This window comes from Enterococcus sp. DIV0561 (genome assembly GCF_050539875.1).
Taxonomy (GTDB): Bacteria; Bacillota; Bacilli; order Lactobacillales; family Enterococcaceae; genus Enterococcus; species Enterococcus faecalis.
On record NZ_CP172927.1, the window covers coordinates 1,882,828 to 1,905,224 of the forward strand.

19 protein-coding genes, 1 tRNA gene and 2 other annotated features are annotated in these 22,397 nt (G+C 37.1%); of the genes, 6 read left to right on the plus strand and 14 right to left on the minus strand.

Features of this window, described 5'->3' with window-relative positions; all coding sequences use genetic code 11:
• Nucleotides 1–132: 132 nt before the first annotated feature.
• The 3 genes from IGM13_RS09170 to IGM13_RS09180 form a co-directional block, all read right to left on the minus strand.
• Nucleotides 133–477 (minus strand): DUF1831 domain-containing protein, encoded by a 345-nt coding sequence (locus IGM13_RS09170; RefSeq protein WP_002356959.1) that lies wholly within the window; start codon nucleotides 475–477, stop codon nucleotides 133–135.
• Nucleotides 478–544: 67 nt separating this feature from the next.
• Nucleotides 545–1,690, minus strand: coding sequence for a cysteine desulfurase family protein (locus tag IGM13_RS09175; RefSeq protein ID WP_002366913.1), 1,146 nt, complete (start codon nucleotides 1,688–1,690; stop codon nucleotides 545–547).
• A gap of 156 nt (nucleotides 1,691–1,846) precedes the next feature.
• Nucleotides 1,847–2,821: a ribose-phosphate diphosphokinase gene (locus IGM13_RS09180; protein WP_002362076.1), complete on the minus strand. Its 975-nt coding sequence runs from the start codon at nucleotides 2,819–2,821 to the stop codon at nucleotides 1,847–1,849.
• Nucleotides 2,822–3,033: 212 nt separating this feature from the next.
• Here IGM13_RS09180 and IGM13_RS09185 point away from each other — a divergent pair, with 212 nt between their 5' ends.
• From IGM13_RS09185 to IGM13_RS09195, 3 genes are read left to right on the plus strand one after another with little or no spacing between them, the layout of a single operon-like run.
• Nucleotides 3,034–3,783, plus strand: a complete 750-nt coding sequence (locus IGM13_RS09185) for a metal ABC transporter ATP-binding protein (RefSeq protein WP_002419715.1) — start codon at nucleotides 3,034–3,036, stop codon at nucleotides 3,781–3,783.
• Nucleotides 3,780–4,649: a metal ABC transporter permease gene (locus IGM13_RS09190; protein ID WP_002377030.1), complete on the plus strand. Its 870-nt coding sequence runs from the start codon at nucleotides 3,780–3,782 to the stop codon at nucleotides 4,647–4,649. Before IGM13_RS09185 ends, IGM13_RS09190 begins: the two co-directional genes overlap by 4 nt.
• Before the next feature lie 3 nt (nucleotides 4,650–4,652).
• A complete protein-coding gene (locus tag IGM13_RS09195) occupies nucleotides 4,653–5,561 on the plus strand; it encodes a metal ABC transporter substrate-binding protein (RefSeq protein WP_164549271.1) in 909 nt (302 codons plus the stop codon).
• Between the two features lie 54 nt (nucleotides 5,562–5,615).
• On the opposite strand, the gene IGM13_RS09200 is transcribed toward IGM13_RS09195, so the two are convergent.
• The 5 genes from IGM13_RS09200 to IGM13_RS09220 all read right to left on the minus strand — a co-directional run bounded on the left by IGM13_RS09200 (nucleotide 5,616) and on the right by IGM13_RS09220 (nucleotide 11,353).
• Nucleotides 5,616–7,154 carry an ABC-F family ATP-binding cassette domain-containing protein gene (locus IGM13_RS09200; RefSeq protein ID WP_002419716.1) on the minus strand — a complete coding sequence of 513 codons (1,539 nt, stop codon included), beginning with the start codon at nucleotides 7,152–7,154 and terminating at the stop codon, nucleotides 5,616–5,618.
• 369 nt (nucleotides 7,155–7,523) lie between these two features.
• Entirely contained in the window at nucleotides 7,524–8,717 is a 1,194-nt protein-coding gene (locus IGM13_RS09205; protein ID WP_002419717.1) for an amidohydrolase, read from the minus strand.
• Between the two features lie 14 nt (nucleotides 8,718–8,731).
• Nucleotides 8,732–9,565, minus strand: coding sequence for a MetQ/NlpA family ABC transporter substrate-binding protein (locus IGM13_RS09210; RefSeq protein WP_002366917.1), 834 nt, complete (start codon nucleotides 9,563–9,565; stop codon nucleotides 8,732–8,734).
• A gap of 18 nt (nucleotides 9,566–9,583) precedes the next feature.
• Nucleotides 9,584–10,264, minus strand: coding sequence for a methionine ABC transporter permease (locus IGM13_RS09215; RefSeq protein ID WP_002381703.1), 681 nt, complete (start codon nucleotides 10,262–10,264; stop codon nucleotides 9,584–9,586).
• A gap of 18 nt (nucleotides 10,265–10,282) precedes the next feature.
• Nucleotides 10,283–11,353, minus strand: a complete 1,071-nt coding sequence (locus tag IGM13_RS09220; RefSeq protein WP_002419718.1) for a methionine ABC transporter ATP-binding protein — start codon at nucleotides 11,351–11,353, stop codon at nucleotides 10,283–10,285.
• Nucleotides 11,354–11,438: 85 nt separating this feature from the next.
• Nucleotides 11,439–11,689 (minus strand) — a binding site (T-box leader).
• Nucleotides 11,690–11,888: 199 nt separating this feature from the next.
• Nucleotides 11,889–12,134 (minus strand) — a binding site (T-box leader).
• A gap of 207 nt (nucleotides 12,135–12,341) precedes the next feature.
• Between IGM13_RS09220 and IGM13_RS09225 the strand changes: the two genes are divergently transcribed.
• From IGM13_RS09225 to IGM13_RS09235, 3 genes are all read left to right on the plus strand, one after another.
• Nucleotides 12,342–12,414: transfer RNA gene (locus tag IGM13_RS09225), tRNA-Thr, on the plus strand.
• Between the two features lie 157 nt (nucleotides 12,415–12,571).
• Complete coding sequence (locus IGM13_RS09230; RefSeq protein WP_002419719.1) at nucleotides 12,572–14,062, plus strand: glucosyltransferase domain-containing protein; 1,491 nt, start codon at nucleotides 12,572–12,574, stop codon at nucleotides 14,060–14,062.
• A 213-nt stretch (nucleotides 14,063–14,275) separates the two neighbouring features.
• Entirely contained in the window at nucleotides 14,276–14,455 is a 180-nt protein-coding gene (locus tag IGM13_RS09235; RefSeq protein ID WP_002383739.1) for a hypothetical protein, read from the plus strand.
• 87 nt (nucleotides 14,456–14,542) lie between these two features.
• Here the strand turns inward: IGM13_RS09235 and IGM13_RS09240 are convergent, their stop codons facing one another.
• From IGM13_RS09240 to IGM13_RS09265, 6 genes are all read right to left on the minus strand, one after another.
• Nucleotides 14,543–15,508 (minus strand): hypothetical protein, encoded by a 966-nt coding sequence (locus IGM13_RS09240; protein WP_002419721.1) that lies wholly within the window; start codon nucleotides 15,506–15,508, stop codon nucleotides 14,543–14,545.
• A gap of 175 nt (nucleotides 15,509–15,683) precedes the next feature.
• Nucleotides 15,684–15,974 carry a hypothetical protein gene (locus tag IGM13_RS09245; RefSeq protein ID WP_002419723.1) on the minus strand — a complete coding sequence of 97 codons (291 nt, stop codon included), beginning with the start codon at nucleotides 15,972–15,974 and terminating at the stop codon, nucleotides 15,684–15,686.
• A gap of 47 nt (nucleotides 15,975–16,021) precedes the next feature.
• Nucleotides 16,022–17,260, minus strand: coding sequence for an aminoacyltransferase (locus IGM13_RS09250; protein WP_033591624.1), 1,239 nt, complete (start codon nucleotides 17,258–17,260; stop codon nucleotides 16,022–16,024).
• A 316-nt stretch (nucleotides 17,261–17,576) separates the two neighbouring features.
• Complete coding sequence (glmS, locus tag IGM13_RS09255) at nucleotides 17,577–19,385, minus strand: glutamine--fructose-6-phosphate transaminase (isomerizing) (RefSeq protein ID WP_002419725.1); 1,809 nt, start codon at nucleotides 19,383–19,385, stop codon at nucleotides 17,577–17,579.
• 442 nt (nucleotides 19,386–19,827) lie between these two features.
• The gene (locus IGM13_RS09260) at nucleotides 19,828–20,661 is read right to left on the minus strand and encodes an energy-coupling factor transporter transmembrane component T family protein (RefSeq protein WP_002419726.1); all 834 of its coding nucleotides are present in this window, start codon (nucleotides 20,659–20,661) and stop codon (nucleotides 19,828–19,830) included.
• A complete protein-coding gene (locus IGM13_RS09265) occupies nucleotides 20,658–22,364 on the minus strand; it encodes an ABC transporter ATP-binding protein (protein ID WP_002419727.1) in 1,707 nt (568 codons plus the stop codon). Before IGM13_RS09265 ends, IGM13_RS09260 begins: the two co-directional genes overlap by 4 nt.
• Nucleotides 22,365–22,397 lie beyond the last annotated feature (33 nt).

The window sequence follows — 22,397 nt, forward strand, 5'->3', positions numbered from 1 at the left end:
AAGTAAAGCAAGCCGGGCGTATAATGAGAAAATACTTGGAACAAAGGCACAGCGAACAAGCTATTGCTTTCAAATAAACAGAAAACCTGAAGGAACAAGCTACTTTCACTTGTTTCTTCAGGTTTCTCTAAATTATTCTACTTTCTCTAATACACCACGACTAATTAAGCCATCCATTAAGAAAAAGTATTTTTCTTTACTCATTTCATGTTGTTCATTCTTGAAAATATTCATTGGTTTTAAACCATTTGCCGTTGTAATGGACATTTTCAACTCTTTTAGATCAGCAGTGATCGTAATTTTCAATTTGAAGCCTTCATTTCTCTGAGGCGTTGGATCTAAGGAACGAATCAATTGAAAGTTCCCTGATTTTGTTTCAGTAAAGCCGTTATCTTTTAATGTATAGCGTTTTGCACTAGGATGTACTTTGTAAAAAACTGTTGAGCCTTCAACAGCAGCCGTTGTTGTAAATGCCATGGGTTCCACCTCGTTATTTTCATTGTTATCTTCATTATAGCGAAAACCTGTAGCTGCCGCAATCAGATTATTTTTTCAATTGTTGAATCACTGCAACTAGTACTTCAGAAAAAGTCGCAATTTCTTCTGGTGTGTTCCCGTAGCCAAAACTAATCCGGATTGATTCTTTAATAGCTGAGGAATTTTCTCCATACATCGCTGTCAACACGTGCGAAGGATCCACAGTTCCCGCTGTACAAGCCGAGCCTGTTGAAATCGCAATACCTCTTAAGTCCAAATGCATTAAGAGCAAATCACTGGGAATTCCTTTTAAATGAAGATTTAAGACATGCGCTAAACGATTGGTTGGTTCACCATTAATTGAAAAATCAATATTGGCTTCTTCTAACGCTTTTAAAATAATCGTTTGAAAACTTTGATAAGCTGTTTTTCTTGCTTGCTTTTCTGTAGAAGTTAGTAATGAAACGGCAGTACCCATGCCAATAATTCCAGCTAAGTTTTCCGTGCCCGCACGTCGTTTTTCTTCTTGTTCCCCACCATGTAAAAGAGGTGGTAATTGGATTGCATCGCTTTTAAATAAAAAACCTACGCCTTTTGGACCATTGATTTTATGAGCGGAAATACTTAATAAGTCGATCCCTAATTCATGAGGTAAAATGACTTCACTTCCATAAGCTTGGACGGCATCTGTATGAAAAATCGCCGAATGATTTTTAAGAATTGCACCAACTTCAGCAATTGGTAATCGATTTCCAATTTCATTATTGCCATACATCATTGAAACCAAGATCGTTTCTTCGCGTAAAGACTTTTTGAATTGATCCATTGAAATCTGACCATTTTCATTCACAGGCAAGTAAGTCACTTCAAAGCCTAACGTTTCTAAGTATTCCATCGTTCGTAATACAGCGGGATGTTCAATTGCCGTAGTAATAATATGTTTTCCTTCCTTTTGACGAGAAAAAGCAACTGCCAAGATGGCTGTGTTATCCCCTTCTGTGCCACCACTATTAAAAATAATTTCGTGGGGTTTGGCTTGTAAGCTCTCGGCAATCGTTTGACGCACTTCTTCCAGAAGACCGTGTGCCTTTCGTCCAAACTGATGAATACTTGATGGATTGCCAAAAGTCGTTTGCATATTTTCAGTCATCGCTTGAATGACCGTTGGATGAAGCGGTGTTGTTGCCGCATGATCTAAATAAATGGGTTCCAAATGACTCGTCCCTTTCCTTATGTTCTGGCGTTATTCTAGCATAAAAAGCTTAAAACACAAAATCAGAATACTTTCTCTTCTATTTATAAAAGAGATAAGAAAAATAGGTCCAACACTGTTAAAGTTGTTAGACCTATTTCTAGTTTAAGGAATCACTTATTCTCCTTTTGGTTCTAAACGGAATAATGGACTCATTGGTTTATTTTCATGAATACGAAGTAACGCTTCCCCCATTAACTCAGCGCAAGAAATAATATTCAAGGTTGCTGGTTGGCGGTCTGCTGTCGTATAAACAGAGTCAGTAATACTAATTTCCTTAATTGGCGCATTTTCTAAGGTTGCTTTTGCGCCTTCTGATAACAAACCATGCGAGGCGCAAGCATACACTTCTTGCGCACCATTTTTCATTAAAACTTCCGCCGCTGTGGCTAACGTTTGACCAGTATTCAAAATGTCATCAACAAGAATACATTTTTTCCCAGCGACATTCCCAATAACGTAACCTTCTTGACGCACCCCATCAATCTCTTCATGGTCGACAATTGCTAAGGTCGCATCTAAGTACTCCGATAAACTACGTGCGCGTTGAACACCACTGTTTTTAGGCGAAACAATCACAATTTCTTCCCCTACTAATGCTTGTTGACGATAATAATGAGCAAACAAAGGCATTGTAAATAAATTATCTACTGGGATATCAAAAAATCCTTGGACTTGAACAGTATGCAAGTCTAATGTCAACAAACGTGTTGCGCCTGCCTCTACCAACATATTAGCAACTAATTTCGCAGTAATGGGTTCTCTTGGTTTCGCTGTGCGGTCTTGGCGAGCATAACCATAGTAAGGCAAAATAACATTAATTGTTTTTGCGCTAGCACGTTTTAATGCATCAATTAAAATAAGCAATTCCATCAAATGATCATTTACAGGGGCATTCGTTGCTTGGATGATGTAGACATGATCGCCACGAATACTTTCTTCAATATTAATTTGAATTTCGCCATCACTAAATTGGCGCACGGTGCTTTTTCCTAATTCTGTTCCTACTGATGCTGCGATTTTTTCAGCAAGTGGTCGATTTGCATTTAAACTGAAGATGCGTAAGGTGTCATCTTGATAGTTTTCGGTCATGATATCCTCCGTCAATATAAAATAATAGTCGTTTTCATTCATATTCTACCATTTTTTGTCATAAAAATCATGGGATCCTCCTTAATTTATTGAAAGAAACGGTTTTCTTTGTGAAAAAAGCGCTTGTATTTAGGTGCGCCTAAAAATTATTTGCATTTTCTTAAACTATCCCTTATACTGATTTTAAGGCAAACCTAAAAAGGAGGAATTTCATGAGAAAAAGCTTTAACTTAGCTGTTCAAGCGTTAACCGTTCAATATCAAGGACGGACCGCTTTAAATAATATCCACGTTACTATTCCCTCCGGTAAAATTACTGGAATTATCGGACCAAATGGTGCTGGAAAGTCAACATTTATTAAAGGGTTATTAGGCTTGATTAAAACAAAGGAACGTGATGTTTTGTTAAATAATCAAGCGATTGACCAACAAAAAACAACCATTGCCTATGTAGAACAACGTAGCGCCTTGGATCTTAGTTTCCCAATTAGCGTTTTTGAAACGGTCTTGCTAGGAACCTATCCAAACTTGGGACTATTAAAACGCCCAGGAAAGAAAGAAAAGCAAGCAGCCATGGCTGCATTAAAAATGGTGCAATTAGAAGACTATGCGCAACGCCAGATTGGCGAACTTTCTGGTGGCCAATTACAACGTGTGTTTATCGCCCGTGTTTTGGCCCAAGGTGCTGAGGTGATTTTTTTAGATGAACCTTTCGTCGGCATTGATATGTCTAGTGAAAAAGTGATTATGGATATTCTCAAATCATTAAAAAGTCAAGGTAAAATGATTATCATTGTTCACCATGATTTGCACAAAGTATCCCACTATTTTGATGAATTAATCGTTTTGAAAAACCGGCTAATTGTTGCGGGTCCTGTTGAACAAACGTTTACTGCAGAAACGCTCCAAGAAGCATACGGTGATTTGTTAGGTGATTTATTAATACAGGGGGTTGCAAAATGATTGCTGCATTTATTGATGGTTTATTCCGTTATCAATTTTTACAAAATGCCCTTTTGACGTCTGTAATTGTCGGACTCATTTCAGGGGTAATTGGTTCATTCATTATTTTACGTGGGATGTCTTTGATGGGTGATGCGATTTCCCATGCTGTTTTACCAGGGGTCGCTGTTTCTTATATGTTTGGTTTCAATTATATTTTTGGCGCTTCTATTTTTGGCTTACTAGCTGCATTATCGATCGGCTTTATTACCCAAAAAAGTCCACTAAAAAATGATACTGCCATTGGTGTTGTCTTTAGTTCTTTTTTTGCTTTAGGGATTATTTTTATCTCTTTTGCAAAAAGTTCCACCGATTTATATCATATTCTGTTTGGAAATGTATTAGCGGTCGCAGATACCGATATTTTAATTACTTGTGTCGTCGGCGTGATTGTTTTGATTTTTGTGGCATTGTTTTATAAAGAGTTGCAACTCACTTCTTTTGATCCCACAATGGCTCAGGCCTATGGTTTAAATATTCAATTTTTCCACTATGCATTGATGTTTTTACTAACATTAGTCGCTGTTTCTTCTTTGCAAACCGTCGGAACTATTTTAGTCATTGCCATGCTGATTACGCCAGCGGCAACAGCTTATCTATTAACAAATCACTTACCGACAATGATTGGCTTAGCCTCTACTTTTGGGATTTTAAGTTCAGTGATTGGCCTATTCTTTAGTTATTCTTATAACTTAGCTTCTGGTGCGACGATTGTTTTAACCGCCGCCTTATTCTTTTTATTGGCTTTCTTTTTCTCACCAAAGAAAGGCCTAGTATTTGTAAACCGTCAGAAAGAAATGGAGGAATCAACGAATGAAAAAATTTAGTTTATTTTTTTAACACTTTTAGCAGGGTTAACGTTAGCTGCTTGCGGGAATCAAGCCGCTGAAAAGAAAGAAAAATTAGCAATTGTGACAACGAACTCGATCTTATCCGATTTAGTGAAAAATGTTGGGCAAGACAAAATTGAGCTGCATAGTATTGTGCCAATCGGGACAGACCCTCACGAATATGAACCGTTACCAGAAGACATTGCGAAAGCTTCTGAAGCGGACATTTTATTCTTTAACGGCTTGAACTTAGAAACAGGCGGAAATGGCTGGTTTAACAAATTAATGAAAACGGCCAAAAAAGTTGAGAATAAAGATTACTTTTCTACAAGCAAAAATGTTACGCCACAATATTTAACAAGTGCCGGTCAAGAACAAACAGAAGATCCACATGCTTGGTTAGACATTGAAAATGGCATTAAATATGTAGAAAACATTCGTGACGTGTTAGTAGAAAAAGATCCAAAAAATAAAGATTTCTATACAGAAAACGCGAAAAATTATACCGAAAAACTTAGCAAATTACATGAGGAAGCCAAAGCTAAATTTGCTGATATTCCTGATGATAAAAAATTATTAGTTACAAGTGAAGGTGCCTTTAAATATTTCTCCAAAGCTTATGATTTAAATGCCGCTTATATTTGGGAAATTAACACAGAAAGTCAAGGAACACCTGAACAAATGACCACGATTATTGATACCATTAAGAAATCAAAAGCACCTGTGTTATTTGTTGAAACCAGTGTCGATAAACGTAGTATGGAACGGGTCTCAAAAGAAGTGAAACGACCAATTTACGATACACTTTTCACAGACTCTCTTGCCAAAGAAGGAACAGAAGGCGATACGTACTACAGCATGATGAACTGGAATTTAACAAAAATCCATGATGGCTTAATGAGTAAATAAATAATAAAGAAGAAAGAACCAAGTTGACTCCCCCTCAACTTGGTTCTTTCTTCTTTATTTAACTAATTCCTCAATATCAATTACTCGATCCACAATTTTCTCATAAAAATCTGCTTCATGGGAAACCAGAAAAACCGTTCCTGGGTAAACGTGAATTGCTTCTTGTAAACTTTTTTTGGCCGCTTCATCAATATGATTGGTTGGCTCATCTAAAAATAACAAATTACTTGTTTGCATCATTAGTTCCGCTAGTTTTACTTTTGTTTGCTCACCACCACTTAACAGGGCTAACGACTGCATTGCTAACTTATCTGGTAAACCTGCTCTAGCCAAATGACTTCTTCGCTCTTTAATCGTTGTATCTGGAAAACGATCTGATAAATAGTCTAGCGGCGTTAACTGCTCATTAGGCCACGCCAAGTCTTGGGTAAAATAAGCAATTTTTGTATTCAGCGGATAATGAAATTCTCCATCTAATGAAGGAATCACTTTCGTCAACGTTTTAATTAATGTTGATTTGCCAATCCCATTAAAGCCTTTCAATGCGACTTTTTCACCGACATGAACCATTAAATCTAACGGTTCTAACAAAGGTTCCCGATAGCCGACAACTAACTTCTGGGTCGTTAGTGCTTGCGTTGCAACTAACCCTTGATAAGGAAATTCAATCGCTGGCTTAGTCAAGGAACCTGGCGGAGTCAATCGTTCCAACCGGTCCAATTGTTTTTGTCGACTTTTAGCCATCGTTGCTCGATTTCCAGCTTTGTATTTACGAATATAGGCTTCCATTTTTTCAATTTTTTCTTGTTGGGCCTGATACTGTTTCAAATAGGTTTGTTTATTCTGCTCTTTTTGTGCAAAAGATTTTTCTACATTTCCAGTATATTTGGTTAATTTGCCAAACTCAATGTCTGCGATGCAATTCGTCACTTCATTTAAAAATTGATAATCATGGGAGACTAATAGAAAGCTTCCTTCAAAATTATTCAGATAGCGAATAAGCCATTGAATATGTGTATCATCTAAATAGTTGGTGGGTTCATCTAAAAGTAACACATCAGGGGCCTCTAACAATAATTTTGCTAAAATCACTTTTGAACGTTGACCACCGCTTAGCTCCCCTAACTTTTTATCCAAACCAATTGCTTGTAGTCCTAACCCGTTGGCTAAATCCTGAATAATCGTGTCGATTTGGTAAAAATTACTTTCATCTAAATCTGTTTGTAATTTGCCTGCTTGTTCTAAAAGTTTTTCCGAAGCCGTTTGACTGTATTCTTCATAAAGTTTTGTCAGTTTCGCTTCTTTATCAAAAAGTTCTTGAAAGGCTTGTTTCAAAAAATCAACCATCGTTAGTGATTGTTCTACAGAAACGTGCTGATCCAAGTACCCAATCTTGCAATTTTTTTGCCACTGAATCGTTCCTTCGTCTGGCAATACTTCCCCTGTTAAAATTTTAATTAAGGTGGATTTGCCGACCCCATTTTGGCCAGTTAAGCCTAAATGATCCCCTTTATTCACTTGCAATGAAGCCTCTTCATACAAGACCTTTTCGCCAAATCGATGCGTTAAATGTTCAATAGTTAAAATACTCATTTTCGTCACTTCTTTCTTGTTAACTGATTATTTTGGGACAACAAAAAAAGAACCACGTCTGCACGTCGTCCATCCTGACAGAAATCCCGACAACCGCTTGTACGTACACTCAAATAAGACTAGCTTTTCTAGTCACAAAATGTGCTATCAAGCGATGAAGAAATTAATTGCTCGGCTCCACAACAGTGCTTCATCTGTTCTTAAACTATCGGGAGCTACTTTTCTTGTTAATTTATCAGTTAAAACAAAAAACATGTGAATCACCTTTCTTATGCTTGTATTCTACCATAGAATGACAAGAAAGCAAGCCACGTTAGTTTATAACGAAAGGAGCCCACAAACCATCATTTTGTCGGCTCCCTATCCCTATTATTCTGATAAATAGTTTAATGCATAGCGTACGTGGTACTCTGCTGCTAAAAGTAAGGCACGTTCATCAATATCAAATTGTTCATGATGGTGTCCAAAATGAGTAGCAGGATTTTCAGGGTTTCGTGAACCGACCCGTCCATAGATACCAGGAATTACCGCTAAGTAATCAGCAAAATCATCCGCCCCTAAACTTTTAGGATGATTGGTCACAACATTTTCAAAACCAACAATTTCACTGGCTACCTGCTGTGCACGGTTGGTTGCTTGTTCTTCATTAATTAATGGATTCGCTGCCGCATAAACAGAAAAATCAGCAATTTCTGTGCGATGAGACTGGGCAATTTCATGGGCAATTTCTTCGACTCGTTGTAAAACAAATTGGCGCGTTTCCTGACTAAATGTTCGAACAGTGCCTTCAATGGTTGCATGGTTTGCTACAATATTATAGCGTGTTCCTGCTTGTAAAACGCCAATTCCTACTACGACAGAATCTAAAGGATCAATCTCGCGCGCTACAATTTTTTGTAATTCCACAACGATACTGGCCGCTGCTAAAACAGCATCCCGGCCATTCTGTGGTTGGGCGACGTGACTACTTTGACCACTGACTTCAATTTTAAAAATATCACAAGAGGCGTTGGTAGCACCTTTGGTAGCAACTAATTTTCCGACTGGCACACTGGAATCTAAATGAATCCCAAACACTTGGTCGATTGCTTCTAAATAATTTCCTTCCACAAATTGTCGAGCGCCTGCACCAATTTCTTCCGCTGGCTGGAAGGCCAGTTTAACCGTTCCTGAAAAGGTATCCTGATGTTTTTTGAGCACTTTAGCTGCACCTAGCAATGCTGCCGCATGACCATCGTGTCCACAAGCATGATTGAGTCCTGGATTTTTAGAAGCATAGGCAGCGCCTGTTGCATCTGGCAATTCCAACGCATCAATATCTGCACGTAACAAAATCGTTTTGCCAGCGCCAAGACCTCCTTCAATGGTTGCTAAAACACCCGTTTCCCCTACTTCTACAAAAGGAATAGCTAAGGCTAGTAGTTCTTCTTTAATGCGCTTAATCGTTTCATATTCTTTTAAACTTGCTTCAGGGTATTGATGAAAATGACGTCTTAAATGGATTATCCATTCCTTTTCCGTAGCAATAGCTTCTTGGATTGTTTGAATCGTTGTTGTACTCATTATAAATGCCTCCTTTATTTTTTACCAAATGTTTCCCAGGCTGGAACATTGGCGCCCTTTGATGTTTCTGCAATGACCTTTTTCGTTTCTTCTTGTTGATATTCTTCTACAACTTTTTGATAAAGTTTATTCTCTTGATCTTCTTCTCGAGCCACGACAATGTTCACATAAGGTTTCGCTTTTTCGTTTACAGGTTCTAAGAAAATAGCATCTTTATCTGGTGTATACCCAGCATCGACAGCCATGCCGCTATTAATCACTGAAGCATCGACATCTTGTAAAGCACGCGCTGTTTGCGTAGCATCTAATTCAGTTATTTTCAATTGGCGTTTATTTTCAGTAATATCACTGACAGTCGGTAGTTGCTGTTTCGCAGGATCAACTTTTATCAGTCCCGCAGTTTGTAATAAAATTAACGCCCGCCCGCCATTCGTTGGGTCATTAGGAATAGCAATTTCTCCGCCGTCTTTAATTTTCGTGATATCTTTCAATTTATTAGCGTAAATTCCCAATGGTGCATTGACTGTATTGCCAATTGATACTAATTTCGTCCCATGCTCTTTATTGTAATTGTCTAAAAAGATTTGATGCTGAAAGGCATTTAAATCAATTTCTTTTTCTGCTAATGCTGCATTTGGTTGCGTATAGTCTGTAAATTCTACCAATTGTAGATCAATATTTTTCTTTTTCAAACGGTCTTTGACCGATTCCCATTCATCATTTTTTGTTCCTACAACCCCTAGTTTAACGGTTTCTGTCTTAGTATCCTTCGCAGACCCCGATGCACAACCTGCAATCGTAAAAGCTAATACCCCAATAAGTCCAATTAATTTACTAAATTTTTTCATTTGTCATTTCTCCTTTTTCTAATGTGATGTTTTTTTGATTAATTGATTACTAATGGCTTGACTGATAAATACCATAATTAAAATAATTAACGTGGCCATAAATGTCACATCGGTTTGAAACCGATTGTAGCCTCGAGTAATCGCTAAGTTGCCCAGACCACCGGCCCCAATAGCTCCTGCCATGGCTGTTAATCCAATTAAATTAATAATTGTCACTGCTGAAACACGAATAATACTTGGTAACCCTTCAATTAGATAAACCCGAAAAATAATCCCTAAGGGACTCGTCCCCATAGCTTCTGCCGCTTCGATAACGCCAGGATCCACTTCTAATAACGCATTTTCAATTTGGCGCGCGAAGAACGGGATTACGCCAATAACTAATGGGACTAACGCTGCAGTTGTACCAATTGTTGTTCCTGCCAAAATTCGTGTTAATGGTTGAATCAGTGCGAGCATAATGATGAAAGGAATAGAACGGCAAACATTAATAATTTTTTCTAAGATACTATACAGGGGTGGATTTTTCAAAACACCACTGGGGCCAGTACTGACAAGCACGACACCCAATAAGACTCCTAACACGCCAGCAATCAAGGCTGTCCAAAAAACCATGTATACTGTTTCCCATGTACTTTGAAGAAACTCTTGTTTTAATTGGACAACATTCGGAAAATATTTCTCAAATAATTGATACATTCTCAGTTCACTCCTTTTTTAAATCACCTGTAAATTCTGATTTTGCTTCGTTTGCTGATAGGTTTTCAAAACATTGGTTCGCACGCCTTGTTTCGCTAAATAAGTAAGGGCTTGTTGACGCTGGGCCTCATCACCAGAAAGCACCACAATTAAATGGCCAATAGGAACGTTTTGAACAATTTCGACATTGCCATATAGGATATTCGTATACACCTGATATTGGCTATACAATTGTGCAATTAATGGCTCGTTCGTTTGATCTCCCACATAAGAAAATTCAATTAATTCTTGATTTTTATCTAAATTAGCTAATTTAGGATGTTCAAGAATCGTGGTTAATGCTTGATCAATATGAGTTGCTGTCCGAATAAAATCTTTGGTTAAAGGTTGTTGGGGTTGACTAAAAATCGAAACAATATCGTTTGATTCGACAACGCAGCCATTTTCCATCACCGCAACTTTATTACAAATTTCTTTAACCACTTGCATTTCATGGGTGATTAAGACAATCGTCAAGTTCAGTTCTTGATTTAACTTTTTTAACAAAGCTAAAATCTGTCCTGTTGTTTTTGGATCTAACGCACTCGTCGCTTCATCACAAAGTAAAATTTCAGGATCATTTGCTAAAGCGCGGGCAATCGCAACCCGCTGTTTTTGCCCTCCTGATAGTTGACTGGGGTAAGCGTCCCGTTTTTCACTTAGTCCAACTAGCTCTAATAAGTGGCTGATTTTTTGACGCCGCTCAGTTTTACTTAGCCCAGAATATTTTAATGAAAAATCGATATTACTAAATATGGTCCGCTCTTTCATCAAATTAAAATGTTGAAAAATCATTCCAATCTTTTTTCGTTGTTGTCGTAATTCCTTTTTAGAAAAAGTTAAAATATTTTCTTTGTTAATAATAACGGTGCCCGCTGTTGGTCGTTGCAATAAATTAATTACCCGTACTAACGTACTTTTTCCAGCACCGGAATACCCAACGATTCCGTAGATATCCCCTTTATCAATTGTCAAAGAAACATCTTGGACAGCCTGAATTTCTTGTTTTTTTTGTTGAAATGTCACACTGATATTTTTTAGTTCAATCATTCTTTATCCCCCTTCATTCTTACCAACCTGCATTTTTTCACAAAAAAGAAAAAAGCATCCTCAACGACACAACTCAAGTTGTATCGTTGAGGACGCTTTTTTGCGTGTTACCACCTCATGTTCAGAATTTGCTCACACAAATTCCCTTTTCAAGTACGGAACAATATGTTCGATACCCTAGCTCGATAACGGGAGCCCCCGTCGCCGCCTTGTGTTTAACACTCGGAGCGCTTGCTCAATAGCCATTTTCCAAAACGTCTTTGTCACCTATTCTCAGCTACCTAGGCTCTCTGTTAGACAAATAAAGTCTTGTACTTACTATATCACTGCTTTTTTATTTCTATTCATTCTAAACTGATTTTCGTTTATTTTCAAAATCAAACAGACTAGTGTTAATGTTCTCTTCGAACATCTTGTACTGTTCATCACTTACAAAGGCCATACTGCGTCGAGTAACCGCAGACATCATCTACTCTGTCGCTTCGCGCCAGTCGTAGTGATTCACAGCAAAAAGCCCTTCACTAGCATTTTGCTAGTAAAGGGCGAATGATTCGCGGTACCACCTTTTTTCGAAATATAACTGATTCTTTATATCTCATCTCTTATCCAAGTCTTTATTAACTTGGTGCACATGGTAACGGGTGCTTAGCCGAAATTGCTTACTTATCAGCAATTTATTCTCAGAGGCCATCTTCAACTTTTCTGAACCTTGTCCCTTTTCACCAATCAGGACTCTCTTTTGAAGGTCATCAAAATTTACTCTTCTCTTCAACGAATGAATAGTTATCTGTGATGTTGATTTACACTTTACTAGAGAAAAAAGAGATTGTCAACAGTTTTTCTTAGAAAAAAATCATTTTTCTTTTTTTACGAAAGAGCAATTGACAAACTTTCATCTATACGTTATTCTATTTCTTGTGCACGAGATTTGTACGATTTTTCAAAAGGAACTTTGGCGATTACTCGTCGCAGTTTAGCCTTTGAAAGTGCCGCCTTAGCTCAGTTGGTAGAGCACCACCATGGTAAGGTGGGGGTCGCCGGTTCAAGCCCGGCAGGTGGCTTTTTGGTAAAATCCCAACTCTTTAATAAAGAGTTGGGATTTTTTTGTTTTGCCTATCCTTAGTGTTCTGTCAGGATGAGAAAATAACAAAAGCAATTTCTTCATTCCACTCGTTATGGTATATTTTAATTGTTAAATAATTATTGGAGTGGAGTACAATGATGAAACAATTACCTACAGAATCAAAAAAAATTGATTTAAAGAACTGGTGTATTGAAAATAAAACCTATCTTCTATTGATCATTTTAATTTATCAAGTGGCAGTTTTATCCATCGGCATTATCAATTTCCCTTATTTAGATGATAATGCTCGCCAAGTCGCTGGAATGACAGATTTTGGTACGACTTACGCACGTTGGGGCAGTGAATTTCTCTCATGGTTTGTTCAAGGAAGTCGTCATTTGACAGATCTGGGCTTGACCACACCGATTCTGACAGGTCTTATCTTATCTCTCACAAGCATACTAGCTATTTATATCATCAATGACCAAAAAATTAGTTGGGGTTCCTCTTTAGTAGCTACTTTAATTGGCCTCAATCCTTGGTTCCTCCAATGTCTTAGTTTCAGGTTTGATAGTCCCTATATGGCATTGAGTATTTTTTGTTCGTTTCTTCCTTTTTATTGGTGGCAGTGTAATTCTTTTACGTTTTTCTTGGTTTCTTTCTTTTCACTGTTTGTTATGTTTAATACTTACCAAGCCTCGTCAGGAATTTATATAGTTATGGTCTTATTCCTTACTTTCAAGCAGTTACTTGCTGGAGAAAATTTCATTGCTCTTTGTAAAAAAGTCGCACTTGCTGCTATCGCTTATCTACTTTCTATAGTCAGCTACCTTATCGAGTTAAAATTTGTACCTTCCGCAACAAACAACATTGGGGGCAGTCAGGCCTTACCAAGTTTGCACGATATTCCCAGTGTGGCTTATCAAAATAGTTACCATTATTTTTCAGAGCTATTGAACCAAAGTAATCGTTTATGGCTTTTATTACTGCTCCTACTGCTTGTTTTATTTTTTATTAGTCATCTATCAAATAGCAAAATCAACTTGGGCTTAAGTTTCCTTTATTGTATCTTGTATTTAGGACTTGCTTCTCTCTTAAGTTTTGGTATTTTTATTGTCTATTCAAGAAATATCGCAGGTGATGCGCCTCGCTATATTTACGGATTTGCTGTTTTCGTTACAATCAGCATGTTAAGTTTATTTAACAATCGACAAGTGAAAGCAATTTATCTAACTTCGTTACTTGTGGCCAGCTTGTTTTCTTATTATATTTTATCGTTTGTTTTGGTGTATTCTTCCACATTAAACTATCAAAAAGAAGCATTCAATCGCCAAGCAGCTGTTTTAACAGATGATTTAAAAAATGTTGTAACAAACGAACGAAAAAAAGTTTATTTAAATACGTTTTTCAAAAATTCAACTGTTTATGCTAATACAAGTCGAAACTACCCAATTCTTTCAAAAATTGTGCCACCAAATGACGGTCTATACTTCCCTAATTACGTTTGGTTCAATACTTCATCGAATTTAGGAGTAGAGATGGCACCACTGATCGATACGGATATGTCTAAAAATCAAAAAGTAGTAAGTAATCACTTTTATGACATTTATACAAACAACAAAGAAATATTTGTGTTTATGAAATAATTTGTTCCATCCAAAAACACTTCTTTTGCAATAAACGTGACTGTATGGTTTGATTAAGATGGATTAAGTATTCTTTTCGGGTAAAGCTAGTACTTCCTGAAACTTGTTTATTTCCCATTTTTCTTATGAAGTAACAAAATTTTTGAGAAAAAACAGCTCGTTTTCTATGTTATGATAGAGAAGTGAAAATCACCAGAAAGGTTGTTGCGGACTATGAGAACTCGTCAGAAAAAATTATTTTTATTTTCAATGATTTTGTGGTTAGTTGAATTTTTAATTACACGGATTTCTGATTCTTTTCCAGGAGCAACGCCATTGTTCGTTGTGATTTGCTTGATTCAAGGAATTCTTTTTACTTATTTCTGTCTTGCTTTTTTCTATTATCCGCAATAATCAGTCAAGAAAAGCAATTAGAGCAGATTCAGCAAATTTCTGAAACCGAAAAAATGGCACGTCCTCGCTTTTAGGACGTGCCATTTTTTAAAGCATTATTTGTGTAAATGCCGTTCGTATCGCCTGTTGAACATTTTGAACAGCAGCGATTTGATGGCCTTTTGCTTCAGTCAATTCTTTTTCAATATATTCAGGATAGTAGGTTGCCAAATAACCCAAGACCCAGATAGTTGGATTTGAAATAACAGTCTCTGCTAATGGATACAAATAGGCAAGATGCAATCGAATTTCTTCTTCCAAATGCTGTAGCATAATTGGATCATCATTTTCTAAACGATTCCTAAGTTCAGTACAAATTTCGGAATAGATCGGCGTATTTAACGGTCCAGTTTTTCCTTCTAGTAAGACTGTCTGAGGCTGATTGTCATACCAAAGAAAGGTCAGTGGTTCTGAAAATTGCAACAGTGCTAATTCTTCAATGAACCATTCCCGAGCAAAATAACTAAGTGCTTGGTTCATAACTAAATCTTTTGCGACTTCCACAAATACTGGTTTAGGCAAATATAAACTGGTTTTAATGTTTGCTAATTGTTGATAAACGGGCAATTGATCGCTTACTAACAAGTTCCTTTTAATTGCTTGAATTTGCTGCGTTTCTAATTGTTGATACGCCTCTTCCACTTGCATTAATTGCTGTTCTAACGTTTTTTGTTGTGCTAGCGTTATTTTTTTAGTTTGAAGTAGTTGCTTCAATAAAATATATCCTTCAATAAAGCGACGGCTCTGACTATAAATTTGCATATAAATTGCCGCTGTTTCAAGGTTCTCAAAATAAGACTCTTGGAACGCTTCTGCCAATGCTAGTGCTTCGTCAGCTTCGCCCATTTCCAACAATAATTGGACAATTTTTTGATTTACTGGCGGCGTTTGTTGTAGCTGATAGGCTTGTTGAAAATTTTCTAAAGCGGCGATCTGATTATGTTCTACAAGTGCTTCTTCTCCTTGCGCAATAAAACGTTCATAGTTTTTGGGAAATTCATGAATGGTACTCATATCTAACCTCCTTTATTTCTTATTTAAAGCAGATGAGCCTGGGACAAAAATCCCTTTGGATTTTTGCTCCAGGCTCAAAACCTGATAAACAGCGGGAACAGAACCAACACTACGCGTTGCTCGGAGCTATACACTTCTGTCCCGACCTCGATTTTAACTATTCAAACGGACTTTTTTAGTAAAGATTACGAATAATAATTGCCGTTTCTAGGTCGCCCTCAGCGTTCATCTTCTCCGCCTTTTCTTCTAAACTATACCCAGCAAAACTTTCGTTTGTTAAAACATCTGCTACTGTAAATTTAGCAACTTTTTCAATACTGACCGCATCTGGGGCTACTTCTTGCACGCTATCCCAGCCTGTATCAATAAAGACCTTTGTATCTTCTGTAATCGCTTCGTTTGCTTCTAACGCCTGCATAATTTCTTTTAACTTTGCATACGTCATAACCTCGACTTGATTTTCCATTTAAACGCCTCACTTTGCCATTCCTTTTTAAGGATTAGGTTTTAATTTTAGACTTTTTCTTTAATTGTTTTTAATGCGTGATATAAGGCATATTTCATTGGTTTGGCTTTCCATTGGAAATTGCCCATTAATTCTTCGACATGACCGCCAAAGGATTGTTTGAATTTAAGAACCCCATCACTTCCATCAAAGACACCGTCAACGCCATAAAAATTATATTTGGGAATGTTATTTTCTACTGTGTAAGTTAACATTTTATGTTGAATTAAATACGGTGCATAGTATTGTTTATATTTTTCATACGTACCACTAAACAAGTAAACCACTTCTTGTGGATGAACAATGAATAAGGCGCCTGCTAAAATTTCAGGTTCATCTGATGTTTTCATTTCTTTAGCTTCGTCAATCCGTTTGCGCACGGTACGAACTTCATCTTCAAATTCACGTTTCTGGTTATTTTTTTTACGGCTTTTAGGATTGGCAATTAACGCTTCATTGACTTCGTTGAGCGTCTCTTGTAATTTGCGTAATTTCTCATGAAGATTTTCTAAATAAGTAGCAAAGTTTAGTTCCGCCACCATAAATTTCGCTCGTTCGCCAAACTCTTCATAAACAGCTTGGTAATAAGCTAAATCCTTATCTTCAAAATTACGCCGTGCACTTGTTTCTTCCGTTAATTTCTTAAAGAGAGGTAGCTCTTCGTAACGAAGTTCTCGGGTTGTTACTCCATATTCCCATGTTTTCTTGATGTCATATTTAGCATCTTTTCCATAAGATTTCCAAAGCTCTTCTTCTGTTAATCCAGTCATATCTTTGACAAACAGCCAACGTGGCGCGCCATCAAAATTGTGCACATCAAACCCTTGGTGTTCAAAACCAATTGATGTGAAATAGTCAAATGTTTCTTGATTGACCTTTTCAACTTCACCGCCATTAAAATCACGTAAACAAATTTGTTTATTTGGAGTAAAGGTTAAATAAAGGCCATCATTTTTTTTCACATATTTTTTTAAGCCTGTGAAAAAGGCTTCTACACATTTTTTATCTGTATAATCCATCAAAATCCCGCCGTCAATGTCGAAAGCATAACCAATTTTGACTTTTTTCTTGCTTAGGATACACGCAGCAATTAGTTGACCTTCTCGTTTGACGCCAACGTATTCACAATGCCAGCCACGTCGTTCCAATAAATGTTTCATTTCGGGTGTTTCTAAAAAGTTACCTGCAGGATGTGTCATTGCAAAGGTAGTAAATTCTTGTTCAGTTAATGTACTAAACTGATCCATATCAAACAACTCACAATCTTTTTTTGTTAAATAAATTAGCACTTTTCAGCTTAACCTACTTTTTGCTTTCTTTCAAACAAAGTTACCTCACTGGCTAATTCTTATTTTTCGGTTCTTATTAATTATATCTAATTTTGCTAAAATGCAAACAGTTTTCAACGGAAAAAAAGAATTTCTTTGGAATCTTTCATTTTTGACTGAATATCTTTCTTTTATAAAAAATATTTGAGCGTGGGACAAAAATCACTTTGGATTTTTGCTCCACGCTCAAAAACTTATGAGAACCCGTTAAACATCTCTCTCTCAGGTTCTTGATTTACTCAACAGTTACACTTTTGGCTAAGTTCCTTGGTTTATCAACATCGTAGCCTCTTTGTAAGGTTGCATAATACGCTAATAATTGGCCTGGAACAATGCTAACTAAGGCAGAAAGTAACGGATGAACATCTGGAATAATCAGTTGGTCCTGTGGTTTTGCCAAGGATTCCAAGGCAATCACAATATTTCTTGCTCCACGACTTTCAACTTCCTTTAAATTGCCTCTTGTATGCGCTGCGACTTTGGCATCTGTCACAATCCCAATCACAGGTGTTCCTTCTTCAATTAAGGCAATCGTTCCATGCTTCAATTCACCTGCCGCAAAGCCTTCTGCTTGAATGTAGGAAATTTCTTTCAACTTCAAGGCCGCTTCCATCGACACATAATAGTCGACTCCTCGCCCGATATAGAAGGCATTTCGAGTATACGTCAGATAATCTTCCACCAAGGCTTTCATTTGTTGTTTTTCATCAATCAAGGTTTCCATGACAGCTGCTACCACGCTCAATTCGTGAGCCACATCAAATGAGACGGCTGCTAATGTTTGGCGTTCTTCGCCAATTGCTTTTGCTAAAATAGCTAAGACAGCGATTTGAGCAGTATAAGCTTTGGTGGAAGCGACAGCAATTTCTGGTCCTGCGTGTAATAACAAGGTATCGTCCGCTTCACGTGATAATGTTGAGCCAGCAACATTTGTTAATGTAAGTGATGGATGCCCTAATTCATTAACCTGTACCAGTACTTGGCGACTATCTGCCGTTTCACCACTTTGACTTAAGAAAATGAAGAACGGTTTTTCAGATAAAATAGGCATGTTGTAGCCAAATTCGCTTGATAAATGAACTTCCACAGGAATACTGGCAATCGTTTCAATTAAAGATTTTCCGACCCAACCTGCATTATAACTTGTCCCACAAGCAATAATGTAAATTCGGTCACATTGATTAATTTTTCCAAGTAACGCCTCATCTAAAGTCACTTTTTCACCTTGAGTATACGCTTGAACAATTTTGCGCATCACTGCAGGTTGTTCATCAATTTCTTTGAGCATATAAAACGGATATGTTCCTTTTTCAATGTCATTTAAATCTAATTGCGCTTCAAAAGGTTCTCGGTTGATTACTTGTCCTTCTGGCGTTTCGATTACTACTTTGTCCGCTGTAACAGTTACAATTTCACCATCAACAATCTCAACAAATTGATTGGTTTCTTTAATCATCGCCATCGCGTCACTACAAATAACATTAAAGCCTTCACCTAGACCGATAAGTAACGGGCTTTTATTTTTCGCTACGTAGATAGTATTGGGGTCCATTTTATCCATTAAAGCAAAAGCGTATGAACCTTTAATTTCGGCTAAAGCCGCTTTAAAAGCATCTTTTGTTGAAAAACCATTTTCAGCAAAATGAGCAATTAATTGAACGACGATTTCAGTATCTGTATCACCAATTAAGTGAGCACCACTTAAAAATTGTTCTTTTAATTCTTCAAAGTTTTCAATGACACCATTATGCACTAATGCAAAGCGTTGATCGCTTGAAACATGGGGATGTGCATTGGCGACAGTTGGTTCGCCATGAGTGGCCCAACGAGTATGACCAATACCAACTGTTCCATCGATTTCTGGCGTTAATTTTGCTGCTAAATCGGCAATGCCCCCAACTGCCTTAACTACATGGGGCTGTTGGCTTTGATCATTCACACAAATCCCAGCAGAATCATAACCTCTATATTCCAATTTTGTTAATCCTTGAATCAAACTTTCCGTGACATTTTCTTTCCCAATCATTCCGACAATTCCACACATAATGCTAATTCCTACTTTCCAATTGAAATTCTGTATTTACTAGGTCCTGTTTAACTAGCAAATCCCATTATATGTTTCTACCTGCGTGATAACCGCTTTGTTCTAACTTCACAATTAGTTTTTCTTTGTTATCTGTAGAGTGCAGTCCCTAGAGCCACCCGCCGAATCTTCGATAAGCTCTCTCCTCGTCACCTGAACGTTCAGGTCTGGCGCTATCCAATATTGGTCTATATACCTCCTTTGCAAATATATTCCGTAGAAACATAAACAATAATACAATTAAAAGTAGGTGCTTGTCAACAAAAATCTAAAAAACGAAAATTGGTCTAGTTCTTTAAAGTTGTAAAAAAAGAATCTAGTACACTCATAGTAAGAGAAAGTACTAGATTCTTAATAATAAAAAAATATCCGTTCTATTTATAGAACCTTATCAATTTGTTATTTATTGGAATGGATTATAAAACCGTCCACCATTCACATGGAACAACCAGAAACTGATTCCTAATAAGCACAAGGCAAGTATCATTACCGAAAAATCACGCAGATGAAAAGGTTGTTGCGCATACCACGTTCGATTTTTCTTTTGACCAAAACGCCTTAATTCCATAGCGGTACTCACAGTTTCAATTCGATCTAAACTAGATAGGATTAAGGGTAAAACGATTTGTGCTACGCCTTTGATTCGTTGGCCTAACCGTCCCTTTTTAGACATCTCATAACCTCGCGCTTGTTGTGCTAAAGAAATATTAAAAAAATCTTCTTGGATATCGGGAATATAACGAATAGCCAGCGCTACTGCATAACTAATCCGATAACTCACACCAATTCGATTCAAGCTGGAGGCAAATTCACTAGGATTTGTTGTTAATAAAAAGATTAATGCCAACGGAATCGTACAGAAATATTTTAAAACTAAATTAAATTCATAAAATAATTCTTCTTGTGTCAAAGTAAACCGTCCGATTCCTTCCCAAATCACGGTACGTGATTGATATAAATCAACCCCATATTCAGGTGCAAAAAGGTAAACCGTTAAGATATTTAACAAAGAAAAAATAGCAATAAATTTAATAACAAAAGATATTTGATGCCATTTAATATTTGATAATTTTAACAAAACAAGCGAAATCACAGACATTCCTAACAGATAACGAGTATCATACGTGGTCATACAAGCCACAGAGACAACGATTAAAAAGACTAATTTGCTTGTGCCGTTTAAGCGATGAATCCAGGTTGAATCAGGATGATAGCCTAACATTTGTCGTTCACTCATCCAAAACGCACCTCACGATCGTAAGCAACAAATTTTTCCGTAAATAGCAAGGGATTTTCCAAGCCTAACGCTTTAGCAAAGGTAAACAAGCTCGTTTCTTTTAAAGAAGCCGCTTGAATTAATTTTTCATCTGTTAAAACAGCAACTGGAGTCGCATCTGCTAGTAAACGTCCATCACAAACTACTAACGCACGTGTTGTATATTCCAACATTAAATGCATATCGTGAGTGATCATTAAAATAGTCACACCTAAGCGGTTCAATTCTTCTAAAAATGTCATCATTTCTGTATAATGTTTAAAATCTTGCCCAGCTGTTGGTTCATCTAAAATTAATAATTCAGGTTCTAAAACTAAGATTGATGCAATAGTTACCCGTTTTTTCTGCCCAAAACTCAATGCAGAAATCGGCCAGTTCCGGAAGGGATACAGCCCACAAATATGTAAAATATTCGTCACACGTTCCTCAATTTCTGCTTGTGGCACATCTCGTAAAACTAATCCTAAAGCTACTTCTTCAAAAATCATTTTTTTAGAAATCATTTGATTGGGATTTTGCATCACATAACCAATTTTATCTGCACGTTCTTTGATTGAATAATTGGAAAAATCCTGGCCTTCCCATAAAATTTTGCCCGATTGAGGCGTGATGAACCCGCAAATTATTTTAGAAAGTGTAGACTTCCCGGCACCATTTTTTCCTACAATGCTGATCATTTCTCCATGATGAATAGTTACTGAGAAGTCATCTAACACTTTTTCACCGTGACGATCATATTGATAGGACACTTGTTCCAAACGTAATAGTTCAGCTCCTTTGACTGCACTAACTGAACTAGGTTGGACAGACCACTGTGTCATTTTGGACAAAACTGTTTCGCCTGATACTTCGGCTAATTTGTCTAAATGACTAACTTGTGTTAAATCAATCCCAGCATATTTCATGGCTGTAACGTACAAAGGTTCACGAATCCCTTGTTGGGTCAACGTATCTTGACGTAACAATTCATCTGGCGTTGTATCAGAAATAATTGCGCCCTCATTCATGACAATAATTCGATCAACTGATTCGCAAAGAACGTCCTCTAAGCGATGTTCTATTATTAAAACAGTCGCTTTTGTTTCTTGTTGAATGGTGTCAATCAAAGTCATTGTTTCTTGTCCCGCTCGTGGGTCAAGATTAGCCAAAGGTTCATCAAAAAGTAAAATTTTTGATTGGTTAATTAGAACGCCCGCCATAGATACACGTTGTTTTTGACCACCTGACAAATCTTGTGGACGGTGTTGCAATAACTGATTCAGCTCAACAATCTCGGACCATTTGTGGACCGCCTTTTTCATTTCTGCTTGTACAACTGCATCGTTTTCTAAAGCAAAAGCAATATCCTCAGCAACCGTTAAACCGATAAACTGCCCATCGGTATCTTGCAAAACAGTTCCTACATCAAAAGACAAATCAAATAGACTTGTTTCTTGGATATTTTTACCAGCAACCGTAGCTGTTCCTTGAATCTCACCTTCATAAATATTGGGAATTAACCCGTTGATACATTGCGCCAATGTTGATTTACCACTACCACTAGGCCCAACGATTAAAACCTTTTCTCCTTCATAGATGGTTAATTGAATCCCCTTTAATGTCGGTTCAGATTGGCTATGATATTGAAAGGAAAAATTATTAAAAGTAATGATTGGTTTTTTCATTCGGCCTCACCTCAGTTTCTCCATAAAAGAAAG

Coding starts and splice junctions, on each gene's coding strand:
- IGM13_RS09205 (WP_002419717.1), bottom strand. CDS start 8,717: ATGAGTACAACAACGATTCAAACAATCCAAGAAGCTATTGCTACGGAA.
- IGM13_RS09190 (WP_002377030.1), top strand. CDS start 3,780: ATGATTGCTGCATTTATTGATGGTTTATTCCGTTATCAATTTTTACAA.
- IGM13_RS09170 (WP_002356959.1), bottom strand. CDS start 477: ATGGCATTTACAACAACGGCTGCTGTTGAAGGCTCAACAGTTTTTTAC.
- IGM13_RS09230 (WP_002419719.1), top strand. CDS start 12,572: ATGATGAAACAATTACCTACAGAATCAAAAAAAATTGATTTAAAGAAC.
- IGM13_RS09185 (WP_002419715.1), top strand. CDS start 3,034: ATGAGAAAAAGCTTTAACTTAGCTGTTCAAGCGTTAACCGTTCAATAT.
- IGM13_RS09240 (WP_002419721.1), bottom strand. CDS start 15,508: ATGAGTACCATTCATGAATTTCCCAAAAACTATGAACGTTTTATTGCG.
- IGM13_RS09200 (WP_002419716.1), bottom strand. CDS start 7,154: ATGAGTATTTTAACTATTGAACATTTAACGCATCGATTTGGCGAAAAG.
- IGM13_RS09260 (WP_002419726.1), bottom strand. CDS start 20,661: ATGAGTGAACGACAAATGTTAGGCTATCATCCTGATTCAACCTGGATT.
- IGM13_RS09245 (WP_002419723.1), bottom strand. CDS start 15,974: ATGGAAAATCAAGTCGAGGTTATGACGTATGCAAAGTTAAAAGAAATT.
- IGM13_RS09220 (WP_002419718.1), bottom strand. CDS start 11,353: ATGATTGAACTAAAAAATATCAGTGTGACATTTCAACAAAAAAAACAA.
- IGM13_RS09250 (WP_033591624.1), bottom strand. CDS start 17,260: ATGGATCAGTTTAGTACATTAACTGAACAAGAATTTACTACCTTTGCA.
- IGM13_RS09265 (WP_002419727.1), bottom strand. CDS start 22,364: ATGAAAAAACCAATCATTACTTTTAATAATTTTTCCTTTCAATATCAT.
- IGM13_RS09180 (WP_002362076.1), bottom strand. CDS start 2,821: ATGACCGAAAACTATCAAGATGACACCTTACGCATCTTCAGTTTAAAT.
- IGM13_RS09215 (WP_002381703.1), bottom strand. CDS start 10,264: ATGTATCAATTATTTGAGAAATATTTTCCGAATGTTGTCCAATTAAAA.
- IGM13_RS09235 (WP_002383739.1), top strand. CDS start 14,276: ATGAGAACTCGTCAGAAAAAATTATTTTTATTTTCAATGATTTTGTGG.
- glmS (WP_002419725.1), bottom strand. CDS start 19,385: ATGTGTGGAATTGTCGGAATGATTGGGAAAGAAAATGTCACGGAAAGT.
- IGM13_RS09210 (WP_002366917.1), bottom strand. CDS start 9,565: ATGAAAAAATTTAGTAAATTAATTGGACTTATTGGGGTATTAGCTTTT.